General features: G+C 70.4%; 16 protein-coding genes and 1 pseudogene. 6 read left to right on the forward strand and 11 right to left on the reverse strand.

The window, feature by feature from the left end:
* Window positions 1–164 precede the first annotated feature (164 nt).
* From QM638_RS11360 to QM638_RS11375, 4 genes are all read right to left on the reverse strand, one after another.
* Window positions 165–1769 carry a sulfatase-like hydrolase/transferase gene (locus QM638_RS11360; protein WP_415142084.1) on the reverse strand — a complete coding sequence of 535 codons (1605 nt, stop codon included), beginning with the start codon at window positions 1767–1769 and terminating at the stop codon, window positions 165–167.
* A 238-nt stretch (window positions 1770–2007) separates the two neighbouring features.
* Window positions 2008–3414, reverse strand: a complete 1407-nt coding sequence (locus tag QM638_RS11365; RefSeq protein WP_415142085.1) for a sugar ABC transporter permease — start codon at window positions 3412–3414, stop codon at window positions 2008–2010.
* A 29-nt stretch (window positions 3415–3443) separates the two neighbouring features.
* A complete protein-coding gene (locus QM638_RS11370; protein ID WP_415142086.1) occupies window positions 3444–4220 on the reverse strand; it encodes an ATP-binding cassette domain-containing protein in 777 nt (258 codons plus the stop codon).
* A gap of 139 nt (window positions 4221–4359) precedes the next feature.
* Window positions 4360–5610, reverse strand: a complete 1251-nt coding sequence (locus QM638_RS11375) for a sugar ABC transporter substrate-binding protein (RefSeq protein WP_415142087.1) — start codon at window positions 5608–5610, stop codon at window positions 4360–4362.
* A 176-nt stretch (window positions 5611–5786) separates the two neighbouring features.
* On the opposite strand from QM638_RS11375, the gene QM638_RS11380 reads away from it, so the two are divergent.
* Window positions 5787–6950, forward strand: coding sequence for an ROK family protein (locus QM638_RS11380; RefSeq protein WP_415142088.1), 1164 nt, complete (start codon window positions 5787–5789; stop codon window positions 6948–6950).
* 63 nt (window positions 6951–7013) lie between these two features.
* Here QM638_RS11380 and guaA read toward each other — a convergent pair whose 3' ends face one another.
* The 7 genes from guaA to QM638_RS11415 all read right to left on the reverse strand — a co-directional run bounded on the left by guaA (window position 7014) and on the right by QM638_RS11415 (window position 16823).
* Window positions 7014–8600, reverse strand: a complete 1587-nt coding sequence (gene guaA / locus QM638_RS11385; RefSeq protein WP_415142089.1) for a glutamine-hydrolyzing GMP synthase — start codon at window positions 8598–8600, stop codon at window positions 7014–7016.
* A 269-nt stretch (window positions 8601–8869) separates the two neighbouring features.
* Window positions 8870–10618, reverse strand: a complete 1749-nt coding sequence (locus QM638_RS11390; RefSeq protein ID WP_415142090.1) for a GMC oxidoreductase — start codon at window positions 10616–10618, stop codon at window positions 8870–8872.
* On the reverse strand, window positions 10615–12237 hold the full coding sequence (locus QM638_RS11395) for a succinic semialdehyde dehydrogenase (protein WP_415142091.1): 1623 nt from the start codon (window positions 12235–12237) through the stop codon (window positions 10615–10617). Before QM638_RS11395 ends, QM638_RS11390 begins: the two co-directional genes overlap by 4 nt.
* Window positions 12238–12405: 168 nt before the next feature.
* Complete coding sequence (locus tag QM638_RS11400) at window positions 12406–12813, reverse strand: RidA family protein (protein WP_415142092.1); 408 nt, start codon at window positions 12811–12813, stop codon at window positions 12406–12408.
* A 166-nt stretch (window positions 12814–12979) separates the two neighbouring features.
* Entirely contained in the window at window positions 12980–14719 is a 1740-nt protein-coding gene (locus tag QM638_RS11405; RefSeq protein WP_415142093.1) for a glycerol-3-phosphate dehydrogenase/oxidase, read from the reverse strand.
* 90 nt (window positions 14720–14809) lie between these two features.
* Window positions 14810–15592, reverse strand: a complete 783-nt coding sequence (locus QM638_RS11410; RefSeq protein WP_415142094.1) for a serine hydrolase — start codon at window positions 15590–15592, stop codon at window positions 14810–14812.
* Window positions 15593–15716: 124 nt separating this feature from the next.
* Window positions 15717–16823 (reverse strand): GuaB3 family IMP dehydrogenase-related protein, encoded by a 1107-nt coding sequence (locus QM638_RS11415; protein ID WP_415142095.1) that lies wholly within the window; start codon window positions 16821–16823, stop codon window positions 15717–15719.
* A 109-nt stretch (window positions 16824–16932) separates the two neighbouring features.
* On the opposite strand from QM638_RS11415, the gene QM638_RS11420 reads away from it, so the two are divergent.
* From QM638_RS11420 to QM638_RS11440, 5 genes and pseudogenes are all read left to right on the forward strand, one after another.
* Window positions 16933–18069, forward strand: coding sequence for an ROK family transcriptional regulator (locus tag QM638_RS11420; RefSeq protein WP_415142096.1), 1137 nt, complete (start codon window positions 16933–16935; stop codon window positions 18067–18069).
* An 83-nt stretch (window positions 18070–18152) separates the two neighbouring features.
* Window positions 18153–19490 (forward strand): extracellular solute-binding protein, encoded by a 1338-nt coding sequence (locus QM638_RS11425; protein ID WP_415142097.1) that lies wholly within the window; start codon window positions 18153–18155, stop codon window positions 19488–19490.
* Window positions 19491–19520: 30 nt separating this feature from the next.
* Entirely contained in the window at window positions 19521–20504 is a 984-nt protein-coding gene (locus tag QM638_RS11430) for a carbohydrate ABC transporter permease (RefSeq protein ID WP_415142098.1), read from the forward strand.
* Window positions 20501–21478 carry a carbohydrate ABC transporter permease gene (locus QM638_RS11435; RefSeq protein WP_415142099.1) on the forward strand — a complete coding sequence of 326 codons (978 nt, stop codon included), beginning with the start codon at window positions 20501–20503 and terminating at the stop codon, window positions 21476–21478. The genes QM638_RS11430 and QM638_RS11435 overlap by 4 nt, the downstream gene beginning before the upstream one ends.
* A pseudogene (locus QM638_RS11440) lies at window positions 21478–21873 on the forward strand (hypothetical protein); the annotation flags it as partial. The gene QM638_RS11435 and the pseudogene QM638_RS11440, both read left to right, overlap by 1 nt.

A 21873-nucleotide genomic window follows, 5' to 3' on the forward strand; every position in this document is an offset into this window, starting at 1 on the left:
CTCATCCTGGACATCGCTCCAGGTCTGGAACGGGTCAAGCGAGCAGGGCAGTGACCTGGTGGCACCCGGGGTGCATCGGCGCTCTGTCTGAGAACGCCGACAAGAGGATGGTGGACCAGTGAGCCGGCCTCGCGCCCGGTGACCCGGTCCGGCCTCCTCCGGGCTCAGCGGTAGAAGCTCTTCGGGCAGCTCGCGCCGGCGCACCGGCCGTAGGCGCGGCTCAGCGCCCGCATCGCCATCAACTGCGCCCGGTGGGCCGGCTCGGAGGCGAGCGAGTCCATCTCGTCGGGGTCGTTCGCCCGGTTGAACAGCTCCTCCGAGCCGTCCCGGTAGCGCAGGTAGGTCCAGTGTCCGGCCCGGATGCCGTGATAGACCTGTCGCCGGCCGCTGGCCACCGCCCAGCCCTCGATCGGGATCACCCGCTGCTGGGTCGGGCTGCGCAGCCAGGGCAGCATGTTGACCCCGTCCTGTCGCCGCAGCGGGGTGGCGCCGGTGGCCGCGAGGATGGTGGTGGCCAGATCGGGGTTGGTGATCGTGGTGGCCACCTTCTTGCCTCGCGGGATCCCCGGGCCGCGCATCAGCAGCGGGATCCGCAGGATCTCGTCGTACCCCCACAGCTTGCCGTTCACGTTGTGGCCACCGACCGTGTAGCCGTTGTCGGAGCCGAAGATGACGATGGTGTGCTTCAGCTGATGGGTACGGCGCAGGGTGCCGATCTGGCTCGCCACCGCGCGATCCAGCGCCTGTGCCGCCTGCACCCGCTGGCGGAACGCGATCCGCAGCGCCTTGCGGAGCCGGCTGGTGCCGGCGTGCGTGCGGGCGGCGGTGCCCGGTTCGTCATGGGCCGGGATGCCGAACAGGTACGGCTTGTCCGGCAGGGTGAGGTTCGCGAACTTGTGCCGGTCTCGCGGCGCCGGCACGGTGGTCCGCACCGAGGCCAGCGGCGTCCCGCGGAACCTCACCGCCGGGTCGTCGGCCTCCCGCGGCCCACCGTGGTGCGGGGCGACGTAGTTGAGCCACATGAACCAGCGATGGTGCTGGCGCCGTGGCGCGCTGAGCACCTCGTCGGCCTGATCGCGCATGACATAGGTGGTGTAGCGGTGATACGTGGTCAGCCGGCCGTTGTGGTTGATCCGCGGCGAGAAGAACGCGTACGTCGAGTTGCCGACCGTCGCCCGCCAGTCGGTCCACCCCGGCGGCACCTGATGGGCGGTGCCGGCATCGCCGTAGCCGTTGAGGTACTTGCCGACGAACAGGGTGTCGTAGCCGGCGCGCTGGAGCGCGATCGGCAGCGTCCCGGCCTCGTTCATCGCGGCGTAGCCACCGCGCGGACCGTGGATCGTGACGTCCTTGTGGTTGTGCGCGTACTGCCCGGTCAGCAGCGAGGCCCGCGCCGGTACGCAGATCGGCGTCGGGGCGACCGCGTTGGTGAAGTCCACGCCCTGCCGGCCGAGGAGGCGGCGGACGTGCGGCATGTAGGGCAGGTCCGCGACCGAGAGGTCGTCGGCGGTGATCATCAAGACGTTCGGCTTGTGCCGGTAGCCGTGCCAGGCCGGGGTGCTGGTCCGCTGCCGCGGCAGGATGCCGGCGGCGATGCTCTCCCGGGTCACCGCCCGGGCGTCGGCCGCCGTGCCGATCACGCTGCCACCGCCGTGATCCGCGGCCAGGGCACCGCTGCTCGAGCCCAGGCCATCGACCAACGAGACCACCAGTGCGCTGCTGAGCAGCGCCGCGACAGATGCCGCCGCGAGCCGACCTTGCGGCGACATCTCCCCCACCTTCCGACCCAGGATCCGCACGAAGCATAGACGGCCGGGCCGGGCGGTTTGGTTGCCCCTCCACAGCTCGATCGGCGCCGGCGTCCCCGCGGGTCCGGCCCGGCTGCTCGGCCACTCCGCCGACGGCCACCGATCGCCCCTACCCAGAACTGGCGCTTCCCGCGCGGTATCGCGCAGGAAGCGCCAGTTTCACCGGTGAACCGGTGATTCCTCCCCCCGGAGGCAGGACTCAGGAACGCGCCGCGCGCTTGCGCGAGACCGCGTCGACCGAGGCCGCGGCGAGCAGCACCACGCCGGTGATGACCTGCTGGTACTGGACGCCGAGGTTGGGCTTGAGCCCGAGTCCGTTCGGAATGATCGTGATCACCAGGGCACCGATGATCGCATCCCGCGGATGACCACGGCCACCGAACAAGGACGTCCCGCCGATCACCGCCGCAGCAACGGCGAACAGCAGAGTGTTGCCTGCGCCGAGGTTCAAGGAGACCGCCTGCGACTGACTCGCCAGGAGAACTCCGCCGAAGGCACCGAACGCCGAGCAGAGCGTGAAGGCCGTGACCTTGATGTGGACGACATCGATACCGGCACGACGTGCGGCCTCGGCGTTTCCACCGGTGGCGTACAGGTGTCGTCCCCAGGTGGTCTTGCTCAAGGCAATGCTGCACGCGATCATCAGCGCGATACAGATCACGGCTGCCCATGGGATGCCGTGGATCACCACGTACTGATTCGGTGCACGGTTCCGATTGGCGAGAATCGTCAGCACGACGCCGACCACAGCGATCACGCCGCCACGAAGCAGTACCAGGCTCAGGGCCTGGTGGGTTAGACCAGCAGCCTTCGCCCGGATCGAGGCGATGACGGTGTAGGCCAGATACCCGAGCACGACGACCAGGGTGAACACCCAACTCCACGCCGGACTCAGGTTCTTGGAGGTCATTCCGTACCAGAACCCGATGTTGGTGGTGTTGATCGGCTGCGAGTTCAGCGCGAAGAGCAGGACGCCTTGCCAGGCGAGGAACAGCGCCAGTGTCACGACGAAGCTCGGAATGCCGACCTTGCCGACCAGGAACCCGGTCAGGACACCTACCGCCCCACCGATCGCGATGGCTGCCACCGTGGCCCAGAACTCGTGCTGGACCAGGTTCGTGATGATCAGGACGACGCCGATCGCGACCAGCACAGCCGAGCTGTACGCCTTGAGCCAGACGGCGAGCGCGATCGCGCCGACCATCCCGAGCACAAGGATCCAGTAGACGAGTCCAGGCAGCGCGTCATGAAGGTTGCCGCTGAAGATGGCGCGGGCAGCGAAGCCCGCAGCCATACCGCCGGTGGTGCCGGCCGAAAGGTCGATCTCGCCGAGCAGCAGGATGAAGACCAGCCCGAGCGCGATCACCGCGATGTAGGCGCCTTGAGCCGGGATGTTGCCGATGTTGTTGAACGACAGGAACTGGTCGCTGACCTGGCTGAAGATGATGACCAGTACGACCAGACCGAGCACCGACGGCAGAGCGCCGGGCTCACCGGTGCGCAGCTTGCCGATGTAGCCGCGGAACGCGTCACCGATGCCACGCTCATCGACGTCCAGGGAGAACTGGGAGGCCCGCTCCGAAGCGGGTTCCGTAGTCGAAGACATGAAGGAATCCTTTGCTGGGGGACTGGCGATCAGGCGGGCTTGTCGGCGGTGGCCGCGGACAGGCCGAGGTCACCGCTGCGACCGGAGGTGATGAGCTCAACGATCTGGGTCGTGTTGCTCTCCTTGGCACTCACCTCGGCGGCGACCCGACCGAGGTAGAGCGCCGCGATGCGGTCAGAGACCTCAAGGACGTCGTTCATGTTGTGCGAAATCAGTACAACGCCCAGGCCGGCGTCGGCCAGCCTCCGCACGAGATCGAGGACCTGCCGGGTCTGCGCGACACCGAGCGCGGCGGTCGGCTCGTCCAGGAAGACCACCTTGCTGTTCCACAGCACGGCCTTGGCGATCGCGACCGTTTGGCGCTGGCCACCGGACAGGTTGGCGACCTTCTGCCGGACCGAGGAGACGGTGCGCACCGAGAGGCTCTCCAGCGCACCACGGGCCTTGCGTTCCATCTCACCGTCGGCGAGGAAACCGAACCGGCGAATCTCGCGGCCGAGAAACATGTTCTGGGTGATGTCGAGGTTGTCGGCTAGGGCGAGGTCCTGGTAGACGAACTCGATGCCGAGCCCGGTCGGCACCCGCGGGTCGCTCATCACCACTGGCTTGCCTTCGAAGCGGATCTCACCACTGTCGATGCCGTAGATGCCGGCGATGCACTTGACCAGCGTGGACTTGCCGGCACCGTTGTCCCCGACGAGCGCAGTCACCTCGCCGGGATAGACGTTGAAGTCCACATCGTGCAGGACGTGGACGGGTCCGAAGCTCTTGTTGAGCTTCGAGACCTCGAGGATCGGGTCAGACACGAGAACCACCAACAGTTCGGGGCCGCGACGCGACCCGGTGAGCAAAGGGGCATGGACTGCAGACGACGTCTGTCGCAGCCTACGAGTGGACAGTACGGTGCGGCCAGGCGGGCGATGCCACCTGGCCGCACCGCCGGGGTCAGTTCAGGCCGACCTTCGCGCAGGCATCGGTGATGCCCTTGCAGATCTCCGCCTGGGTGGTCTGCCCGGAGTCAACTACCGTCGACAGGTTCGCCTGGGTGATCACCTGAGGCGGCAACAGCAGAGCCTGGATCTTGTGGCTCGCCGAGTCGGGGTCGTCGAACTTGGTGAGAGTGAGACCCGCGTCGGCCGGATCCTTGCCAGACACAAGTGCCGTCGCGAGTAGGGTCGCGGCCTGTGCCTCCTGCTCGTAGGACTTGAAGATCGTCATCGACTGCAGGCCGTTGACGATGTTCTGCAGACCCACCACGGTGGAATCCTGACCGGTGACCACAACGTGGCCGTCAAGGCCCTGGCCCTTGAGCGCGCCGACGACGGCGTTGGCAATGTCGTCATTCGCAGCCAGAACACCGTCCACGGTGCCACCGGCAGAGGTCAGCGCCTGCTGGAAGTCCGAGGCGGCCTGAGTGACATCCCAACCCTTGACTGTGGCCTCGGCAGTGATGGTGAGCTTGCCAGCCTTGGCCAGCGGGTCGAGCACCTCGTGGGCGCCCTTCTTGAACAGCACCGCGTTGTTGTCGGTGTCGGTGCCGCCGTCCATCATGATGATGTTCGGATCGGAGACGTTCTGAGCATCGAGGCAGTCGACCATGGCCTGAGCCTGCAGCTTGCCGACCTCCTCGTTGTCGAAGGAGACGTAGTAGTTCGCGGTGCCACCCAGGTTGACCCGGTCGTAGTCGATGACCTTGACACCGTTCTTCGCGGCCAGCTTCTCGACGCCAGCGCCGGACGAGGCGTCGATGGAGTCGATGATCAGCACCTTGACGCCGCTCCCGATCATGCTCTGCGCGATCTGAGCGAACTTAGCGGTGTCACCACCCGCGTTCTGGATGTCCGGGGTGAGCCCCGCCTTGGTCAGGTACTTCTGCAACAGCGGCTTGTCGAACTGGGTGTATCGCGTGGACGACGTGGTGTCCGGAAGGATCACGCCCACCTTCCCACTCGCGGTGCCGAGATCTGCGATCGACGGGGCAGACGCGGAACTGGTCGGCGGGTTGTCGAGCGAGCACGCCGCGGAGATGCTGCCGCTGCTGGAGGAGGAATCGCTGCTGCCCCCCGAGCCGGACGAGCTGTCATCATCTGAGCTGCCGCAGGCGGCCAGGGCGCCTGCGCCGATGAGGAGGGCGAACCCGAGGGCCGCGGGCCGCCGGAGCGAGCGCTTGGCTGAGCGCTTGAGGGGTGTCGTCACAATCTGCTCCTTGAGAGGTACGGCGACGCGGACCGTCGCACACGTGGACACGATGAAGTGTTGACTGTCACAGACTTTCCGTCAAGTGATGAATACAAAATTGGCCAAACCGTGTCATCCGATGACTTTGTGACTACCTCTTGACCACAAGCCGAATGCACTGCACAGTACCGCTCATGGCCCGAAGACGCGCTTCCTCACCCGGGTCGACGGCTTCGCTGCGCAACGCCAACCAGCAGCGGGTCCTCGACGTGCTCCGGGCCGAGGGCTCGCATCCCCACACCCAGGCGGACCTGGCCCGGACGACCGGATTGGCGCCGGCGACGGTGTCGAACATCGTGCGTGACCTGAGCGCCGCCGGCCTGGTCGAGGCCGAGTCCGGCAGCGGTCGGCGCGGCTCCTCGATCTGGCTCTCCCGCTCGGCCGGACTGGTGGCCGGGGTGGACTTCGGGCACACCCACGTCGCGGTCGCGATCGGGGATCTCACCGGCCGAGTGCTGGCCGAGGAGTTCCGGCCCCTCGAGGCGACCCACAGGTACGCCGACTCGCTCGCCCTCGCCGCCCGGCTGCTCGACAACCTGACCGGCTCGCTGAGCAGCCGCCGCGACGCGGTGCTGCGGGTCGGGATGGGCATCCCCGCCCCGGTCACCCGGGACGTCGTACTCGCGGCCGGGATCCTGCCCGGCTGGCAGGGCATCGACGCCCGCACCGTGGCCCAACAGGTCTTCAAGCTGCCGGTCGACGTGGAGAACGACGCCAACCTGGGTGCGCTCGCCGAGCATCGACAGGGGGTCGCGCGCGGCCACAGCAACTCGGTCTTCGTCAAGCTCTCCTCGGGCGTCGGAGCCGGGATCGTGCTGAACAACCAGCTCTTCCACGGCGCCAGCGGCACCGCCGGGGAGCTCGGCCACCTGACCCTCGATGAGCAGGGTCCGCTGTGCCGCTGCGGCGGGCGCGGCTGCCTGGAGGCCTACTCCTCGACCGGGACGGTGCTGTCGATGATGTCCGGCCTGCTGCCGGACGCGACCCTCGACGACGTGATCGCCGCCGGTCGGCGCGGCAACGTCGCCGCCCAGCGAGCGCTGGAGGACGCCGGCCTGCATCTGGGCTGGGGTCTGGCCGGTGTGGTCACGTTGCTCAACCCCGAGGTGGTGGTGGTCGGCGGGGACATGGCGCGCGCCGGTGAGCTGTTGCTCGACTCGGCCCGGATCGGACTGCGCCGCCATGCGCTGGACGCGGTCGCCACCACGCCGGTCTACGCCAGCGAGCTCGGTGAGCGCGCCAGCCTGGTCGGCGCGGTGGTCCTCGCCGCCGAGCACACCGAGCTCACCCTGGACTGATCCGAGAAGGCACCAGCGACCTCGGCCGCTCCCACCGGCGATCCCTCGCAGGCCCAGGTGGGCTCACTCCCACTCGATGGTGCCCGGCGGCTTGGAGGTGACGTCGAGGGTGACCCGGTTGATCTCGGCCACCTCGTTGGTGATCCGGGTCGAGATCCGCTCCATCACCTCGTAGGGCAGGCGGGCCCAGTCCGCGGTCATCGCGTCCTCGGAGGTGACCGGACGCAGCACCACCGGGTGGCCGTAGGTCCGGCCGTCGCCCTGCACGCCGACGGAGCGCACGTCGGCCAGCAGCACCACCGGCATCTGCCAGATGTCGCGGTCGAGGCCGGCGGCGGTCAGCTCCTCGCGGGCGATCGCGTCGGCCGCACGCAGGATGTCGAGCCGCTCGCGGGTGATCTCTCCGATGATCCGGATGCCCAGTCCGGGGCCGGGGAACGGCTGGCGCTGCACGATCACGTCCGGCAGGCCGAGCTGTGCGCCGACCGCGCGCACCTCGTCCTTGAACAGCTCACGCAGCGGCTCGACCAGTGCGAACTCCAGGTCCTCGGGAAGCCCGCCGACGTTGTGATGCGACTTGATGTTCGAGGCGCCGGCGCCGCCACCCGACTCCACCACGTCGGGATAGAGCGTGCCCTGCACCAGGAACCCCACCGTGCTGCCCTCGGGCGCGTCCCGGATCACGTCGAGCTCGGCACCCTCGAAGGCCCTGATGAACTCGCGGCCGATGATCTTGCGCTTCGTCTCCGGGTCGCTGACGCCGGCCAGCGCCTCCAGGAACTGCTTCTCCGCGTCCACGATGACCAGCCTGGCGCCGGTCGCCGCCACGAAGTCGCGCTCGATCTGCTCGGTCTCGCCCTTGCGCATCAGCCCGTGGTCGACGTACACGCAGGTGAGTCGGTCGCCGATGGCGCGCTGCACGATCGCCGCCGCCACCGCGGAGTCGACGCCGCCGGAGAGCCCGCAGATGGCGCGGCCGTCCGGCCCGATCTGCGCTCGCACCCGTTCGATCTGCTCCTCGGCGATGTTGCCGATGGTCCAGGTCTGCCGGCAGCCGGCGATGTCGACCAGGAAGTGCTCGAGCACCCGCTGACCGTGCTCGGAGTGGAGCACCTCGGGATGCCACTGCACCCCGGCGAGCCGCCGCCCGACGTCCTCGAACGCGGCCACCGGGGTGCCCGAGGTCGCCGCCAACACGGTGAACCCGGCCGGTGCCTGCGAGACCGAGTCGCCATGTGACATCCACACGTTGTGGTGGGCCGGGATCCCCGCCAGCAGGACGCCGGCGGTGTCGACCGAGACGGGGGTGCGACCGTATTCGCGGGCACCGTTGTTGTCCACCGTCCCGCCCAGACCCTGGGCCATCAACTGGAAGCCGTAGCACATCCCGAAGACCGGCGTACCGGCCGCGAACAGCCCCGGATCGATGCCCGGGGCACCCTCGGCGTACACGCTCGACGGGCCGCCGGAGAGGACGATGGCAGCAGGCCCCTTGGCCAGCATCTCGGCGACCGGCATGGTGTGCGGCACGATCTCGGAGTAGACCCGCGCCTCCCGGACACGGCGGGCGATCAGCTGGGCGTACTGCGCCCCGAAGTCGACCACCAGGACCAGGTCGTGCTCTCGCTCGGGAGCGGCAGCCTCACTCATGCCCGGATCCTATCCGAGCAGGTACGACGCCGAGTCGGCATGTCGGGTGAGCCAACGCTCCGGCCCGAGACGCACTCAGGGCCCGACCGGGAGGGAGGGTGGCCGGGCCCTGGTGTGTCCATGCCCCGCCGAGGCCTGTCGGACAGGACTCGGGCAGGACACGAGCTGACCCGGCATGTATCAGGGAGGGAGCAATCCCGGGTCGCTGGTTCCAACGAGTGTTCACAGGCAGGGTTACGGCACTCGGCCCGAGATTCCCTCGACCCGGCTCAGCCGACCTCGACGATCGGCAGGCGCAGCGCCGCCGGCGCGTCCGCCGGAACCGCCGGCCGGCGTGGCGGGACCGGCTCGACCCGGACGTACGGCGACCCGAGCGCGGGTCGCGGATCGGTCTCGCCCCGGTTGGGCCAGAACGCCATCGCCCGCTCGGCCTGCGCGGTGATGGTCAGCGACGGGTTCACCCCGAGGTTGGCGGAGATCGTCGATCCGTCCACCACATGCAGGCCGGGATGGCCGAAGACCCGCTGGTACGGGTCGACGACACCGGCCCGCGGCGAGTCCGCGATGGTGCACCCGCCGATGAAGTGCGCGGTCAGCGGGCGGTTGAACGGCTCCCCGACGGTGCCGCCCGGGAACGCCTCCCGCTCCCCCACCGACATCACCGCGGCCATGTCGCGGACCGCGTCGTTGGCGGCCGGGATCCAGGTGGGGTTCGGCTCACCGTGGCCCTGCCGGGAGGTGAGGCGCCAGCCGAGGAGGCCCCTCTTCGGCGCGGTCGTGATCGAGTTGTCCAGCGACTGCATCACCAGCGCGATGACCACCCGCTCCGACCAGTGCCGCAGGTCGTAGAGCTGGGCCATCCGGCCCTTCTGCCGCCACATCTCGACCAGCCAGCGGCGCACCCGGCCCGGACCGCCGTCGGTGAGCACGGTCTGCAGCAGCGCCATCGCGTTGCTGCCGTGGCCGTAGCGCACCGGCTCGATGTGGGTGTTCTGGTCGGGATGCCAGGAGGAGGTGATGGCGACGCCCTGGCTGTAGTCGATCGAGCGATCGGGCGCGATCGAGCCGAGGATGGACTCGGAGTTGGTGCGGGTCAGCTCGCCGAGCCGGTCGGAGAGATGCGGCAGGTCCCCGGTCGCCTTGAGCCGGTGCAGCAGCTTCTGGGTGCCGAGCGCGGCCGCGGAGAAGATCACCTGGTCGGCGGTGAAGCTGCGCACCGCCGTACGCCGGCTGAGCTTGGCCTTGGTCCAGCGTGCCTCGACCACGTACCCGCCGCCCTCGGCCGGGTAGACCCGGGTGACGGTGGTGAGCGGGTGCACCCGCGCGCCGTTCTTCTCCGCGAGGTGCAGGTAGTTCTTCACCAGGGTGTTCTTGGCGTTGTGCCGGCAGCCGGTCATGCACTCGCCACAGTTGGTGCAGGTGCGCCGCACCGGCCCCTCCCCGCCGAAGAACGGGTCGGCGACCTCGGTGCCGCCCGCCTGGCCGGCACCGCCGAAGAGCACCCCGACGGGAGCCTGGTGGTAGCTCTCCCCCACCCCGGCCCGATCGGCGACCTGCTTCATGACCCGGTCGGCCGGCGTGATGGTGGGGTACTCGACCACGCCGAGCATCCGCTTGGCCTGCGCGTAGTACGGCGACAGCTCGCTCTTCCAGTCGGTGATGTGCGCCCAGGACGGGTCGTCGTAGAACGGCTGCATCGGCTCGTAGAGCGTGTTGGCGTAGACCAGCGAGCCCCCGCCGACCCCGGCTCCGGCCAGGATCAGGCAGTCCTTGACCATGTCGATGCGCTGGATGCCGTAGCAGCCGGCCGCGGGCGCGAACAGGTAGTCGCGCACCTGGAAGGAGGTGTCCGGGAACTCGTCGTCGGCGAACCGCCGGCCGGCCTCGAGCACGCCGACCCGGTAGCCCTTCTCGGTCAGCCGGAGCGCGCTGACCGAGCCGCCGAAGCCGGAGCCGATGATCAGGACGTCATAGTGCGTGCCGCCCCGGTGCCTGCCGCGGCGCCGTGCCCCGCTCACGCACGCCCCAACTTCTTCAGCACCCGCAGGTTGGCGGTCATGAACCTGGCGTAGGCGCGGTCGGACATGCCGAGCATGGGCGCGATCCGGATCAGGCGCTGGGTGGCCACCGACTGGGTCTCGGTGAACCGCAGCAGTCCCTCGGTGCCCTGCCGGCGGCCCATCCCGGAGGACCGCATCCCGCCCATCGGGGCGTCCAGCGAGGCGAAGGAGGCGGCGAAGGCCTCGTTGACGTTCACCGTGCCGGCCTTGATCCGGCCGGCGACCGCGCGGGCGCGGGCGGTGTCCCGGCTGTAGACCGCGGCGTTGAGGCCGTAGTCGCCGTCGTTGGCCCGCTGCACCGCCTCGGCCTCGCCGGTGAACCGGTACAGCGAGACCACCGGCCCGAAGGTCTCCTGGCCGAAGAGCGTCATCGCAGGGGTGACACCCTCCAGGACGGTCGGGGCGAAGAAGTACGGCGCCAGGTCCGGCCGGGCCCGACCGCCGGTCAGCACCCGGGCGCCCTTGGACCGGGCATCCTCGACCTGGGCGCCGACCCGGTCCAGCTGGGCCTGGCTGACCAGCGGCCCCATGTCGTTCTCCCAGGCCAGGGTGGCGCCGAGCGTCATCGCCTCGGTGCGGGCGAGGAAGCGCTGCACGAAGCGGTCGTAGATCGCGTCGGCGACGAAGAGTCGTTCCACCGAGACACAGAGCTGGCCGGCGTTGGAGAACACCGCCCGGGTCGCCCCCTCCGCGGCCCGCTCCACGTCGGCGTCGGCGAGGACCAGCATCGGGTTCTTGCCGCCGAGCTCGAGCGAGCAGCCGATGAGCCGCTCGGCGCAGCCCGCCGCGATCACCTTGCCGGTGGCGGTGGAGCCGGTGAAGCAGACGTAGTCGGCCTCGGCCACCAGGGCGCCGCCGACCTGCGGGCCGGGGCCGGCGACCACGTTCCACAGTCCCTCCGGGAGTCCGGCCTCGGCCAGCAGGCGGGCACCGAGCAAGGCGCTGAGCATGGTCTGCGCGTCCGGCTTGGCGACCACCGCGTTGCCGGCGGCGAGCGCGGCCAGGCCGTCGCACAGCGCCATCGTGAACGGGTAGTTCCACGGCGAGATGATGCCCACCACGCCCTTGGGCACGTGGTTGACGTCGACCCGGGTGAGGCCCGGGATGACGCCAGGACGACGCTCGGTGCGCAGCGTCGACGCCGTCCGCCGGCCGTAGTAGCGCGCGGTCAGCGCGATGTGCAGCGGCTCGTCGAAGGCATGCTTGCGGGCCTTGCCGGACTCCAGCACGATCAGGTCGAGGATCTCCTCCTGCCGGCTGAGCACCAGGTCGTGCAGCCGCAGCAGGATCCGCTCCCGCTCCTCGACCGGGGTGGCCGCCCACCGGACCTGAGCGCGACGCGCCCGGGCGAACGCGGCCGCGACGTCCTCGGGACTCGACTGCGGGATGTGTGCCAGCGGCGCTCCGTCGAGCGGGCTGAGGACCTGGTCGGTGAGCGTCGAGGTGGCCACCACCCGGTCGGTGAGCTCGGCGACGTAGGTCGGCTCCAGGGCATAGGACGCGGAGGCGTCGTGCTCGGGGTCGCGCGGCCCCTCGGTCAGGGGACCGCCGGCGGCGGAGGGGTTGGAGGCGCTCATGTGGAGAGAATATGCGACACGCGTCCCGGTTACTAGTGAGTCACCTGGCGCCTGGCTGCGGGATCTCGGTGTCGCTTTCCGTGTCGTTCTCGGTGTCGAGTCGGCGTACGCCGGCGCTCGGCGAGCAGCGACGGACCGGGCTCGCCCCGCCCGCACGGTCGGTGCCGCTCAGGCGTGCGCGATCGCCTCGATCTCGATCCGCAGGGCGGCGTCGACCAGGCGCTGGACGATCACCAGCGAACTAGCCGGACATCCCGCCGGGAACAGCGCCGGGAAGACCCGGTCCATGTGCGGGACCAGCGCCTCGAGGTCGTCGGGGTGGGCGAGGAAGATCGTCACCTTGACGACGTGTCGGAGACCGAGCCCCTGGGACTCCAGCGCCAATCGCACGTTGGTGAGCGCCTGGTCGGCCTGCTCGAGGATCCCGTCACCCCGCAGCACCCCATCGCTGTCGACCCCGACCTGGCCGGAGACGAACACCAGGTCGCCGACGCGCACGACCTGGGAGTACGGCCCGGGCGGGCTCACCAACGTCTCCGGGTCGGAGAAGGCCGGCAGACGGGTCGGCTGCGTCATCGAAGCTCCCTGCTCCTCGGTGGGTCGAGTCGGTGGGTCGGGCGGCCGGCGGCCGCCGCGAGGCGATCCAACCAGATCCGAGGCCGAACGCGCCGGCTCGGCCCCGGTGCGTTCCGGACTCCTCGTCGGACGACGATCTCCGGCTCGCGACCAGCGGAGCCCGGATCTAGACGAGGTCGGAGACGCTCACCCTCGCCTCGTCGGCCTCCTGGTCGGTCCGCATCGCCTGCGAACGACGCTCCGCCTCGACCCGGCGGCGGTAGTGATCGACCTCCTCGCGGACCCGATCGCTCGACCAGTCGAGCTCGGCCGCCATCAGCGCTGCCACCCCGGGCGCGGCCGAGACGCCGCGGTCGAAGGTCTCGATCGAGATCCGGGTACGCCGGGCGAGCACGTCGTCGAGATGCCGGGCGCCCTCGTGGCCGACCGCGTAGACGACCTCGGCGCCGAGATAGTCCTCCGCGCCCTCCAGCGGCGCGGCCAGGCTGCGCCGCTCCGCGATCAGGTCGAGCAGCTCGTCGATCATGCCGCCGTACCGGCCGAGCAGGTGGTCGATCCGGGCGACGTGCAGGCCCGAGCGCCGAGCCAGCAGCACCCGCTGGTTGGACCGGGTCTCGAAGCCGTCCGCGCCGAGCAGCCGGACCTGGTCGGTGATCGAGGGTCGCAGCCCGATGTTGGTGGTGGTGCTCAGCGAGTGCCCGGCCGCGTCCACCGCGTCCTTGGCCATCACCCGGTAGGTGGTGAGCTTGCCGCCGGCGATCATCACCAGTCCCGGCACCGGGGTGACCACGGTGTGCTCCCGGGAGATCTTGGAGGTGGGCTCCGACTCGCCCGAGAGCAGCGGCCGCAGGCCGGCGTACACACCCTCGACGTCCTCGTGGTCGAGGGGCTCGCGCAGGATGGCGTTGACGTGCTCGAGGACGTATTCGATGTCCGTGCGGGAGGCGGCCGGATGGGCCAGGTCGTAGGACCAGGGGGTGTCGGTGGTCCCGATGATCCAGTGCCGGCCCCACGGGATGACGAAGAGCACCGAGGTCTCGGTGCGCACGATGAACCCGGACTCCGAGCGGATCCGGTCGCGCGGCACCACCAGATGGATGCCCTTGGAGGCCTGCACGTGCAGGGCGCCCCGGCCGCCGACCATCTCCTGGATCTCGTCGGTCCACACCCCGGCGGCGTTGACCACCACCCGTGCCCGGATCTCGTGGTCGCGGCCGTGCTCCAGGTCCCGGGCCCGTACGCCGACCACCCGCTCCCCCTCGCGGACGAAGCCGGTCACCCGGACCCGGGTCGCCACGTGCGCGCCGTGCGAGGCGGCGGTGCGGGCCAGTGTCGTCACCAGCCGGGCGTCGTCCACCTGGGCGTCGTAGTACTGGATGGCACCGGTGATCGTGTCGGTGCGGAAGTCCGGCGCGATCCGGGCCACCCCTCGCCGGGTCAGGTGCCGGTGCCGCGGAAGACCGGAGTTGCCCAGCCCGGAGAGCGGGCCGAACGCCGCCATCGAGTCGTAGAGGACCAGACCGGAGCCGACATAGGCCCGCTCCCAGACCGGGTGGGTGAGCGGGTAGAGGAACGGCACCGGTCGCACCAGATGTGGCGCCAGCCGGGTCAACAGCAGGCCGCGCTCCTGCAGCGCCTCGCGCACCAGGCCGAAGTCGAGCATCTCCAGGTAGCGCAGCCCGCCGTGGACCAGCTTGGACGAGCGCGACGAGGTCCCCGAGCCGAGATCGCGCTGCTCGACCAGCCCGACGGAGAGCCCCCGGGTGACCGCGTCCAGCGCCACGCCGGCCCCGACGACGCCGCCACCGACCACCAGGACGTCGAGCTCGCCCTCTCCCGACACGCCACTCATGGCCGCGATCGCCAGATCCCGACCGGCCGGACTCAGAACCCCCGGGTGAGCCATGCCCTCATCCTGCCAGCCCGTCGCAACGCACCCGCCCGGCGACCTTCCGCACCCACGTCGCGGTGGGTCACGGTGGCGCGTCGCGGTGGGTCAGGGACGAGCGTGCACGTCCCACACGTACCTGGCCAGCTCGCTGATCCGCCACTCCGACTCGTCGTCGTCCAGGCCGGTGGTCAAGATGGCCAGCACGACCGGCTCACGGTCGGCCGGCCGGGCGAGCGCGATGTCGTGCCGTACGCCGTCGACCGAACCGGTCTTGTTGCCCACCGGCACATCGGCGGGAAGCGCCAGCGGAATGCCGTCGCGGTGCTGCTGCGCGCGCAGGTGCTCCTCCAGCTCGGCGGATGCCTGCGGCGAGGCGAGCCGGCCGGCGGCCAGCGCGATCAGCACCCGCGCCATGTCGTGGGCGGTGGCGTGGTTCTGCCGGCCGGCCGCGCGGGCGGGGAGGTCGTCGATCCCTCGCACGACCTCGGTCATCGGCGAACAGCCGGCGGCGGCCAGCACCGCCGCCACCTCGGGCAGTCCGACCTGCTCCAGCACGAGGTTGGCGGCCAGGTTGCCGGAATGCGTCAGCGAGCGCCGTACCAGCTCCCGCAACGGCAGCCGGCCGCCGAGGGCCGCCCAGGTCTCCGGGTCCTGGTCCCTGGCCGGATCCGTCTCGAACCGATCCGAACCGGTGGCGGAGGCGAAGTCGGCGTGCACCGCGACCACGGCGTCCAGGTCCAGCTCGCCGCGGTCGGCGAGTCGGTGGGCGGCGATCGCGATCGGCAGCTTGATCAGGCTCGCCGGGTAGTGCTGCTGGTTGACGTTCTGGGCCTGGATCGGTACGCCGTCCAAGCCGCTGACCCACACCGAGACCACCGCGTCGCCCATGCGTTCGAGCCTGCCGCCTGCGGTGAACAGAAGCAAGGTGAACAGAAGCAAGTGGGCACCGAGCGGAGCCGGGCAGGGCCGTTCGGCGAGACGGCCCCAGGCTGGGTCCAGGCTGGGGCCAGGCTCAGCCCACCACGACCTCGATCCGCTGGAACTCCTTCAGCTCGGTGTAGCCGGTGGTGGCCATCGCGCGGCGTAGCGCGCCGACCAGGTTCATGGTGCCGTCGGCGGTGTGCGAGGGGCCGAAGAGGATCTCCTCGATGGTGCCGACCGGCTCGAACCCGACGCGCTGGCCGCGCGGCAGGTCGGCGTGGTGCGCCTCGGCCCCCCAGTGGAAGCCGTGACCGGGGGCGTCGGTGGCGCGGGCGAACGGCGAGCCGACCATCACCGCGTCGGCGCCGCAGGCGATCGCCTTGGCGATGTCGCCGGAGCGGCCGACCGCGCCGTCGGCGATCACGTGCACGTAGCGGCCGCCGGACTCGTCCAGATAGTCGCGTCGCGCCGCGGCGACGTCCGCGACCGCGGAGGCCATCGGCACCGCGACGCCGAGGACGGTGCGGGTGGTGTGCGCGGCGCCGCCACCGAACCCGACGAGCACGCCGGCGGCGCCGGTGCGCATCAGGTGCAGCGCGGCCTGGTAGGTGGCGCAGCCGCCCACGATCACCGGGACGTCGAGCTCGTAGATGAACTCCTTGAGGTTGAGCGGCTCGGACTGGGACGAGACGTGCTCGGCCGAGACGGTGGTGCCGCGGATGACGAACATGTCCACCCCGGCGTCCACGACCGTCTTGGCGAACTCCTTGGTGCGCTGCGGCGAGAGCGCACCGGCGACCGTCACCCCGGCCTCGCGCACCTGGCGCAGCCGTGCGGTGATCAGCTCGGCCTTGACCGGCTCGGCGTAGATCTCCTGCAATCGCTTGGTGGCGTCCACGCCGCCCAGGCTGGCCACCTCCTCCAGCAGCGGCTCCGGGTCGGCGTACCGGGTCCAGAGCCCCTCGAGGTTGAGCACGCCCAGGCCGCCGTACTCACCCAGCTTGATGGCCGTCGCCGGCGACATCACCGAGTCCATCGGCGCCGCCAGCACCGGGATGCCGAACCGATAGGCGTCGATCTGCCACTCGGTGCTGACCTCCTCCGGGTCACGGGTGCGGCGCGAGGGCACGATCGCCACGTCGTCGAACGCGTAGGCGCGTCGCGCCCGCTTGCCCCGGCCGATCTCGATCTCAGTCACGCGGCTCAGCCTATCCTCCGGTGCGACGCCGGCCTGCCGCGTCGTCACCGGGGGAGCAACGGAGCCGGATCCCTTGACACGGATTAGTAAGTACGGTGGACTAACAAATATGTCGACCGTGCGCCAGCTCACACCGTCGCGGCGCCAGCTGCGCCCCAGCGGCAAGCTCCGCCAGGAGGACGCCCGTCGGCACCACCGGGCGCTGCTCCTGCAACAGCTGTTCCAGGGTGGTCCGGCGAGTCGGGCCGACCTGGCGCGCAGCACCGGCCTGACCCGGGTGACCGTCTCCGATCTCGTCGCCGGCCTGCTCGACCAGGGTCTGGTCAGCGAGCTCGGGGCACCGGTCGAGTCACGGGTCGGGAAGCCCCCCACCCTGATCGGGCTCGAGCCGGACTCGACCCACATCCTGGCCCTCGACCTGTCCGCCGTCGGTGTGATGACCGGCGCGGTGGTCAACCTGGCCGGCGACGTCGTCGCCCGCCTGGACAAGCCGAGCGAGGGTCGCCGCGGGTCCGCCGCGGTCGCACTGGTGCACGAGCTGACCCGTGACCTGCTCGGCCTCACCGACCGGCCGGTGCTCGGCATCGGCGTCGGCAGCCCCGGCATCGTCGGCACCGACGGCACGGTGATCGACGCGCCCAACCTGGCGTGGGCGAACGAGCCGCTCGCCGCCGGCCTGCGCACGGTCTTCGACCTGCCCGCCCACGTCAGCAACGACGCCAACACCGCGGTGCTCGGCGAGCACACCTTCGGCGAGGCCGGCGAGGGCGGGCTGATGCTGCTGCGGGTCGGCAGCGGGGTGGGCTCGGGCTTCGTGCTCGAGGGCGCGTTGTTGCACGGTCACGTCGGCGCCGCCGGCGAGATCGGTCACGTCATCGTCGACCCGGACGGCGAGCGGTGCGCCTGCGGCCGCGTCGGCTGCCTGGAGACGCTGCTCGCGGTGCCGCGGATGCGCGCGCGGTTGGCGACCGGGGACCCGGTCGCCGAGCTCACCCGCATCGGGGAGTCGCTGGGCGGCGTCCTGGCTCCCATCGTCGGCGCCCTCAACCTGCACGAGCTCGTGCTGAGCGGACCCGCCGAGCTGCTCGACGGACCCTTGCGCGCCGCCGCCGACCGCACCATCCGTCAGCGCGCCATGCCGGTGAGCGCGGAGCACCTGGTGGTGCGCACCTCGACGTTGGGCGACGACGTCACCCTGGTCGGCGCCGCCGTGCTCGTCCTCGCCGCCGAGCTGGGGGTCGCATGACCTCCTCACCACTCATCGGAGTCCCGGGGGCTCCTCCCCCGAACCGACCGCGGGCACCCCGCGAACCCACCCAAGGAGACACAGTGCGCAAGTCACGCATCCTCACGGCCGGTGCCCTCGGCATCGCGGCCACCCTGGCCCTCACCGCCTGCGGCGGCGGGGGCTCGTCGAGCGCCGGCGGCAACGGTGACGCCAGCGGCGGCAGCACCGACGGCGCGGGCAAGACGCTCGTGGTCTGGAACATGACCGGCGACCTCACCGACGCCACCATGAAGGCGATCGACGACGAGTTCACCAAGCAGACCGGTGCCGAGGTGAAGGTGCAGACCCAGCAGTGGGACAACATCGCCACCAAGGTCACCACCGCGCTGGCCACCGACGACCCGCCGGACGTGATCGAGCTGGGCAACACCGATGTCGGCAGCTTCGCCGCCACCGGCGGCCTGCTCGACCTCACCGACCAGAGGTCCACCCTGCAGCAGGGCGGGACCTGGCTCGACGGCCTCGCCGGTCCGGCCACCGTGGACGGCAAGCTGTACGCCGTCCCCGCCTTCGCCGCCACCCGCACCGTGATCTATCGCAAGTCGATGTGGTCGCGGGCCGGGATCGACCGGGCCCCGACGACGTACGACGAGCTCACCGCCGACCTGGACAAGGTCGAGGCGACGTTCTCCACGACCAAGGACTTCGCGCCGTTCTACCTGCCGGGCAAGTACTGGTACGACGGCGTGCAGTGGGTCTGGGACGCCGGCGGCGAGATCGCCACCCAGGACGGAGACACCTGGAAGGGCGGCCTGAGCGGCTCGGCGGCGCAACAGGGGCTCGCCGACTTCAAGACCTTCCAGAACACCTACTCGACCAAGGCCTCGGCCACCCTCGACACCACCGGCACCGGCCAGCCGGACCAGGACAAGGACATCTTCGCGCAGGGCAAGACCTCCGCGATCCTCGGCAACGCCTGGGAGATCGGCGCGATCACCAGCGACAACCCCAAGATCAAGAGCTCCGACCTGGGCACCTTCCCGTTCCCCGGCACCTCGGGGCACAACCAGCCGGTCATGCTGGCCGGCTCGGACTGGGGCATCGCCGCCAAGAGCCAGAACGCCTCGCTCGCCGAGACGTGGGTGCAGATCGCGGCCAGCAAGGAGATCCAGATGAACCAGATCGTGGGCCAGGGCTGGATCCCGATCACCGAGGAGTGGGTCAAGCAGGCCGAGGCGACGGCGGATCCGCAGCAGAAGGCGTTCTTCACCGCGGCACAGAACTCCGCGTCCACCCCGGCGGCGGCCAGCTGGGCGACGATCGAGGGCGACGGCGCCGTCCAGCAGTTCTTCTCCGACGTCGCCTCGGGTGCCAAGTCCCCGGCCGACGCTGCGAAGGGCTTCGACGACCACCTCGACTCGGTGCTCAACGGCAGCTGACCCCGACCACGACAGGAACCCGATCGCCTCATGAGCACACCCGCTGCGACTCCGCCGGCGGCCGGGACGGCGCCTGCCCCCGCGCCATCGCCGCGGAGGCGGGCCCCCGGGCCACGTACGCCGGCCGGGCGCGACCTCGCCCCGCTGTTCCTGCTCACCCCCGCCGGCCTGGTGGTCGTCGCGCTCACCCTCGTGCCGATCGGGTTCCTGGTCTTCACCTCGTTCACCGACTACGACCAACGCACCCTGTTCACCGGGGTCTACCACGTGGTCGGACTGGAGAACTTCCGCACCGTCTTCACCGACGCCGAGTTCTGGCGGGCGGTCGCTCGCACGCTCGCCTTCACCGCGGCGATGGTCGCCGGCAGCGTGCTGATCGGGATGGGCGTGGCGCAACTGCTGGGCAAGATCGGCGTCCTGCTGCGCTACGTCCTGACCATCGTCTTGATCCTCGCCTGGGCGATGCCGAACGTGGCCTCCTCGATGGTCTGGGGCTGGCTCTTCCAGCCGGGCTACGGGATCGCCAACTGGCTGCTCACCCGGACCCACCTGTTCGGTGACGTCACCGCCACCAACTGGGCCGATCGACCGACCCTCGCCTACCTGTGCATCTGGTTGCTCATCGTGTGGCAGGCGGTGCCGTTCATCGCCCTGACCCTGCACGCCGCCCAGACCCAGGTGGACCCGGCCTACTACGAGGCCGCGCGTCTGGACGGCGCCTCGGAATGGCGGGTGTACTGGACGATCACGCTGCACTTCCTTCGTCCGACCCTGCTGCTGGTCACCGTGCTGTCGATCATCTGGGACTTCAACGTCTTCAACCAGATCTGGCTGATCTCGCGGGGCGGACCCGACGGCGCCACCTCGACGCTGGGCGTCTACACCTACCGGGAGGCGTTCGTGAGCTTCGACATCGGTCATGGCGCCGCCATCGCCCTGGTCACCACGGCGCTGCTGATGGTCGTGACCAGCCTCTACATCCACAGTCTGCTGCGGGCCGGGGAGGATCTGTGAGTGCCACCGTGCCGGCCGGGCCCGGCGCGTCCGCGTCCGCCGTCTCGGCTGCCTCTGCCGGCCCCGCCACCGCTGCTGACTCCCCTGACTCCGCCGCCTCCGCTGACTCCGCGCGCTCGGCACGGCGACCGCGTCGGCGCCGACGCCGGCCCCGGCCCGGCCGGGTGATCTCCTCGGCGATCGCCGTCGTGTTCGCGCTGGTCTGGGTCTTCCCGGCGTACTGGATGGTCAACACCGCCTTCAAGCGACCGCAGGACGTCACCACGCCGACGCCGCAGTTCTGGCCGCACCACCCGACCTGGACGAACGTCCGGGCCGCCGTCACCCAGTCACACTTCCTCGGCGACCTGCGCAACAGCCTGATCGTGGTGGCCGGCACGCTGGCGATCTCGATCCTGCTGGGCATCTTCGCCTCGGCCGCGCTGTCCCGGTTCCGCTTCCGCGGACGCCGCGCCCTCCTGGTCGTCATCCTCGCGGTCCAGATGCTGCCCTCCACGGCGCTGCTGATCCCGATGTATCTGGTCTTCAACGAGATGCACCTGCTCGGCACCTATGCCGGCCTCGTGCTCGCCTACGTCGCCGCGGTGCTCCCGTTCTCGATCTGGGTGATGCGCGGGTTCTTCCTCGCGCTGCCCTACGAGCTGGAGGAGGCGGCGATGATCGACGGCGCCAACACCCGCCAGATCCTGTTCCGCATCCTGTTCCCGCTGGTCACGCCCGGCATCATCGCGACGAGCATCTTCGCCTTCGTCTACGCCTGGAACGACTACCTGGTCGCCTACACCTTCATGAAGGACCAATCGAGGTACACCCTGCCGGTCTGGCTCGCGTCGTTCTCGACGCCGACGACGGGGACCAACTACGGCGGGCAGATGGCCGCCTCGGCGCTGTTCTCGCTGCCGGTGGTGATCTTCTTCCTGGCGATCCAGCGCAATCTCGTCAGCGGGATGTCGGCCGGGGCGGTGAAGGGCTAGTGGCCGAGCCGGCACCCGGAGAACCGGCGACCGGAGAACCCGCCGATGAGCTGGCCCGCCAGGAGCTGGCGCCCGCGGAACTGGCCCTGCGCGTGCTGATGCCGTCCTTCCGGGGAACCACGCTGCCGGCCGAGTGGGCGCGGCTGCTGCGCGAGGGCCTGGGCTCGATCTGCCTGTTCGGCTCCAACACCGCCGACGGGCTGGACGCCGTCGGCAGGCTGGTCCGCGACATCCACGCGGTGCGGCCGGAGACCGTGGTGTGCATCGACGAGGAGGGCGGAGACGTCACCCGGCTCCACGCCGAGGACGGCTCACCGGTGCTCGGCGCCGCCGCCCTCGGCGCGGCCGCCGACCTCGACCTGACCCGGGCGAGCGGTGCCGCGGTCGGCGCGGAC

Origin of the sequence: Nocardioides sp., from assembly GCF_047606145.1 — a bacterium.
Taxonomy (GTDB): domain Bacteria; phylum Actinomycetota; class Actinomycetes; order Propionibacteriales; family Nocardioidaceae; genus Nocardioides.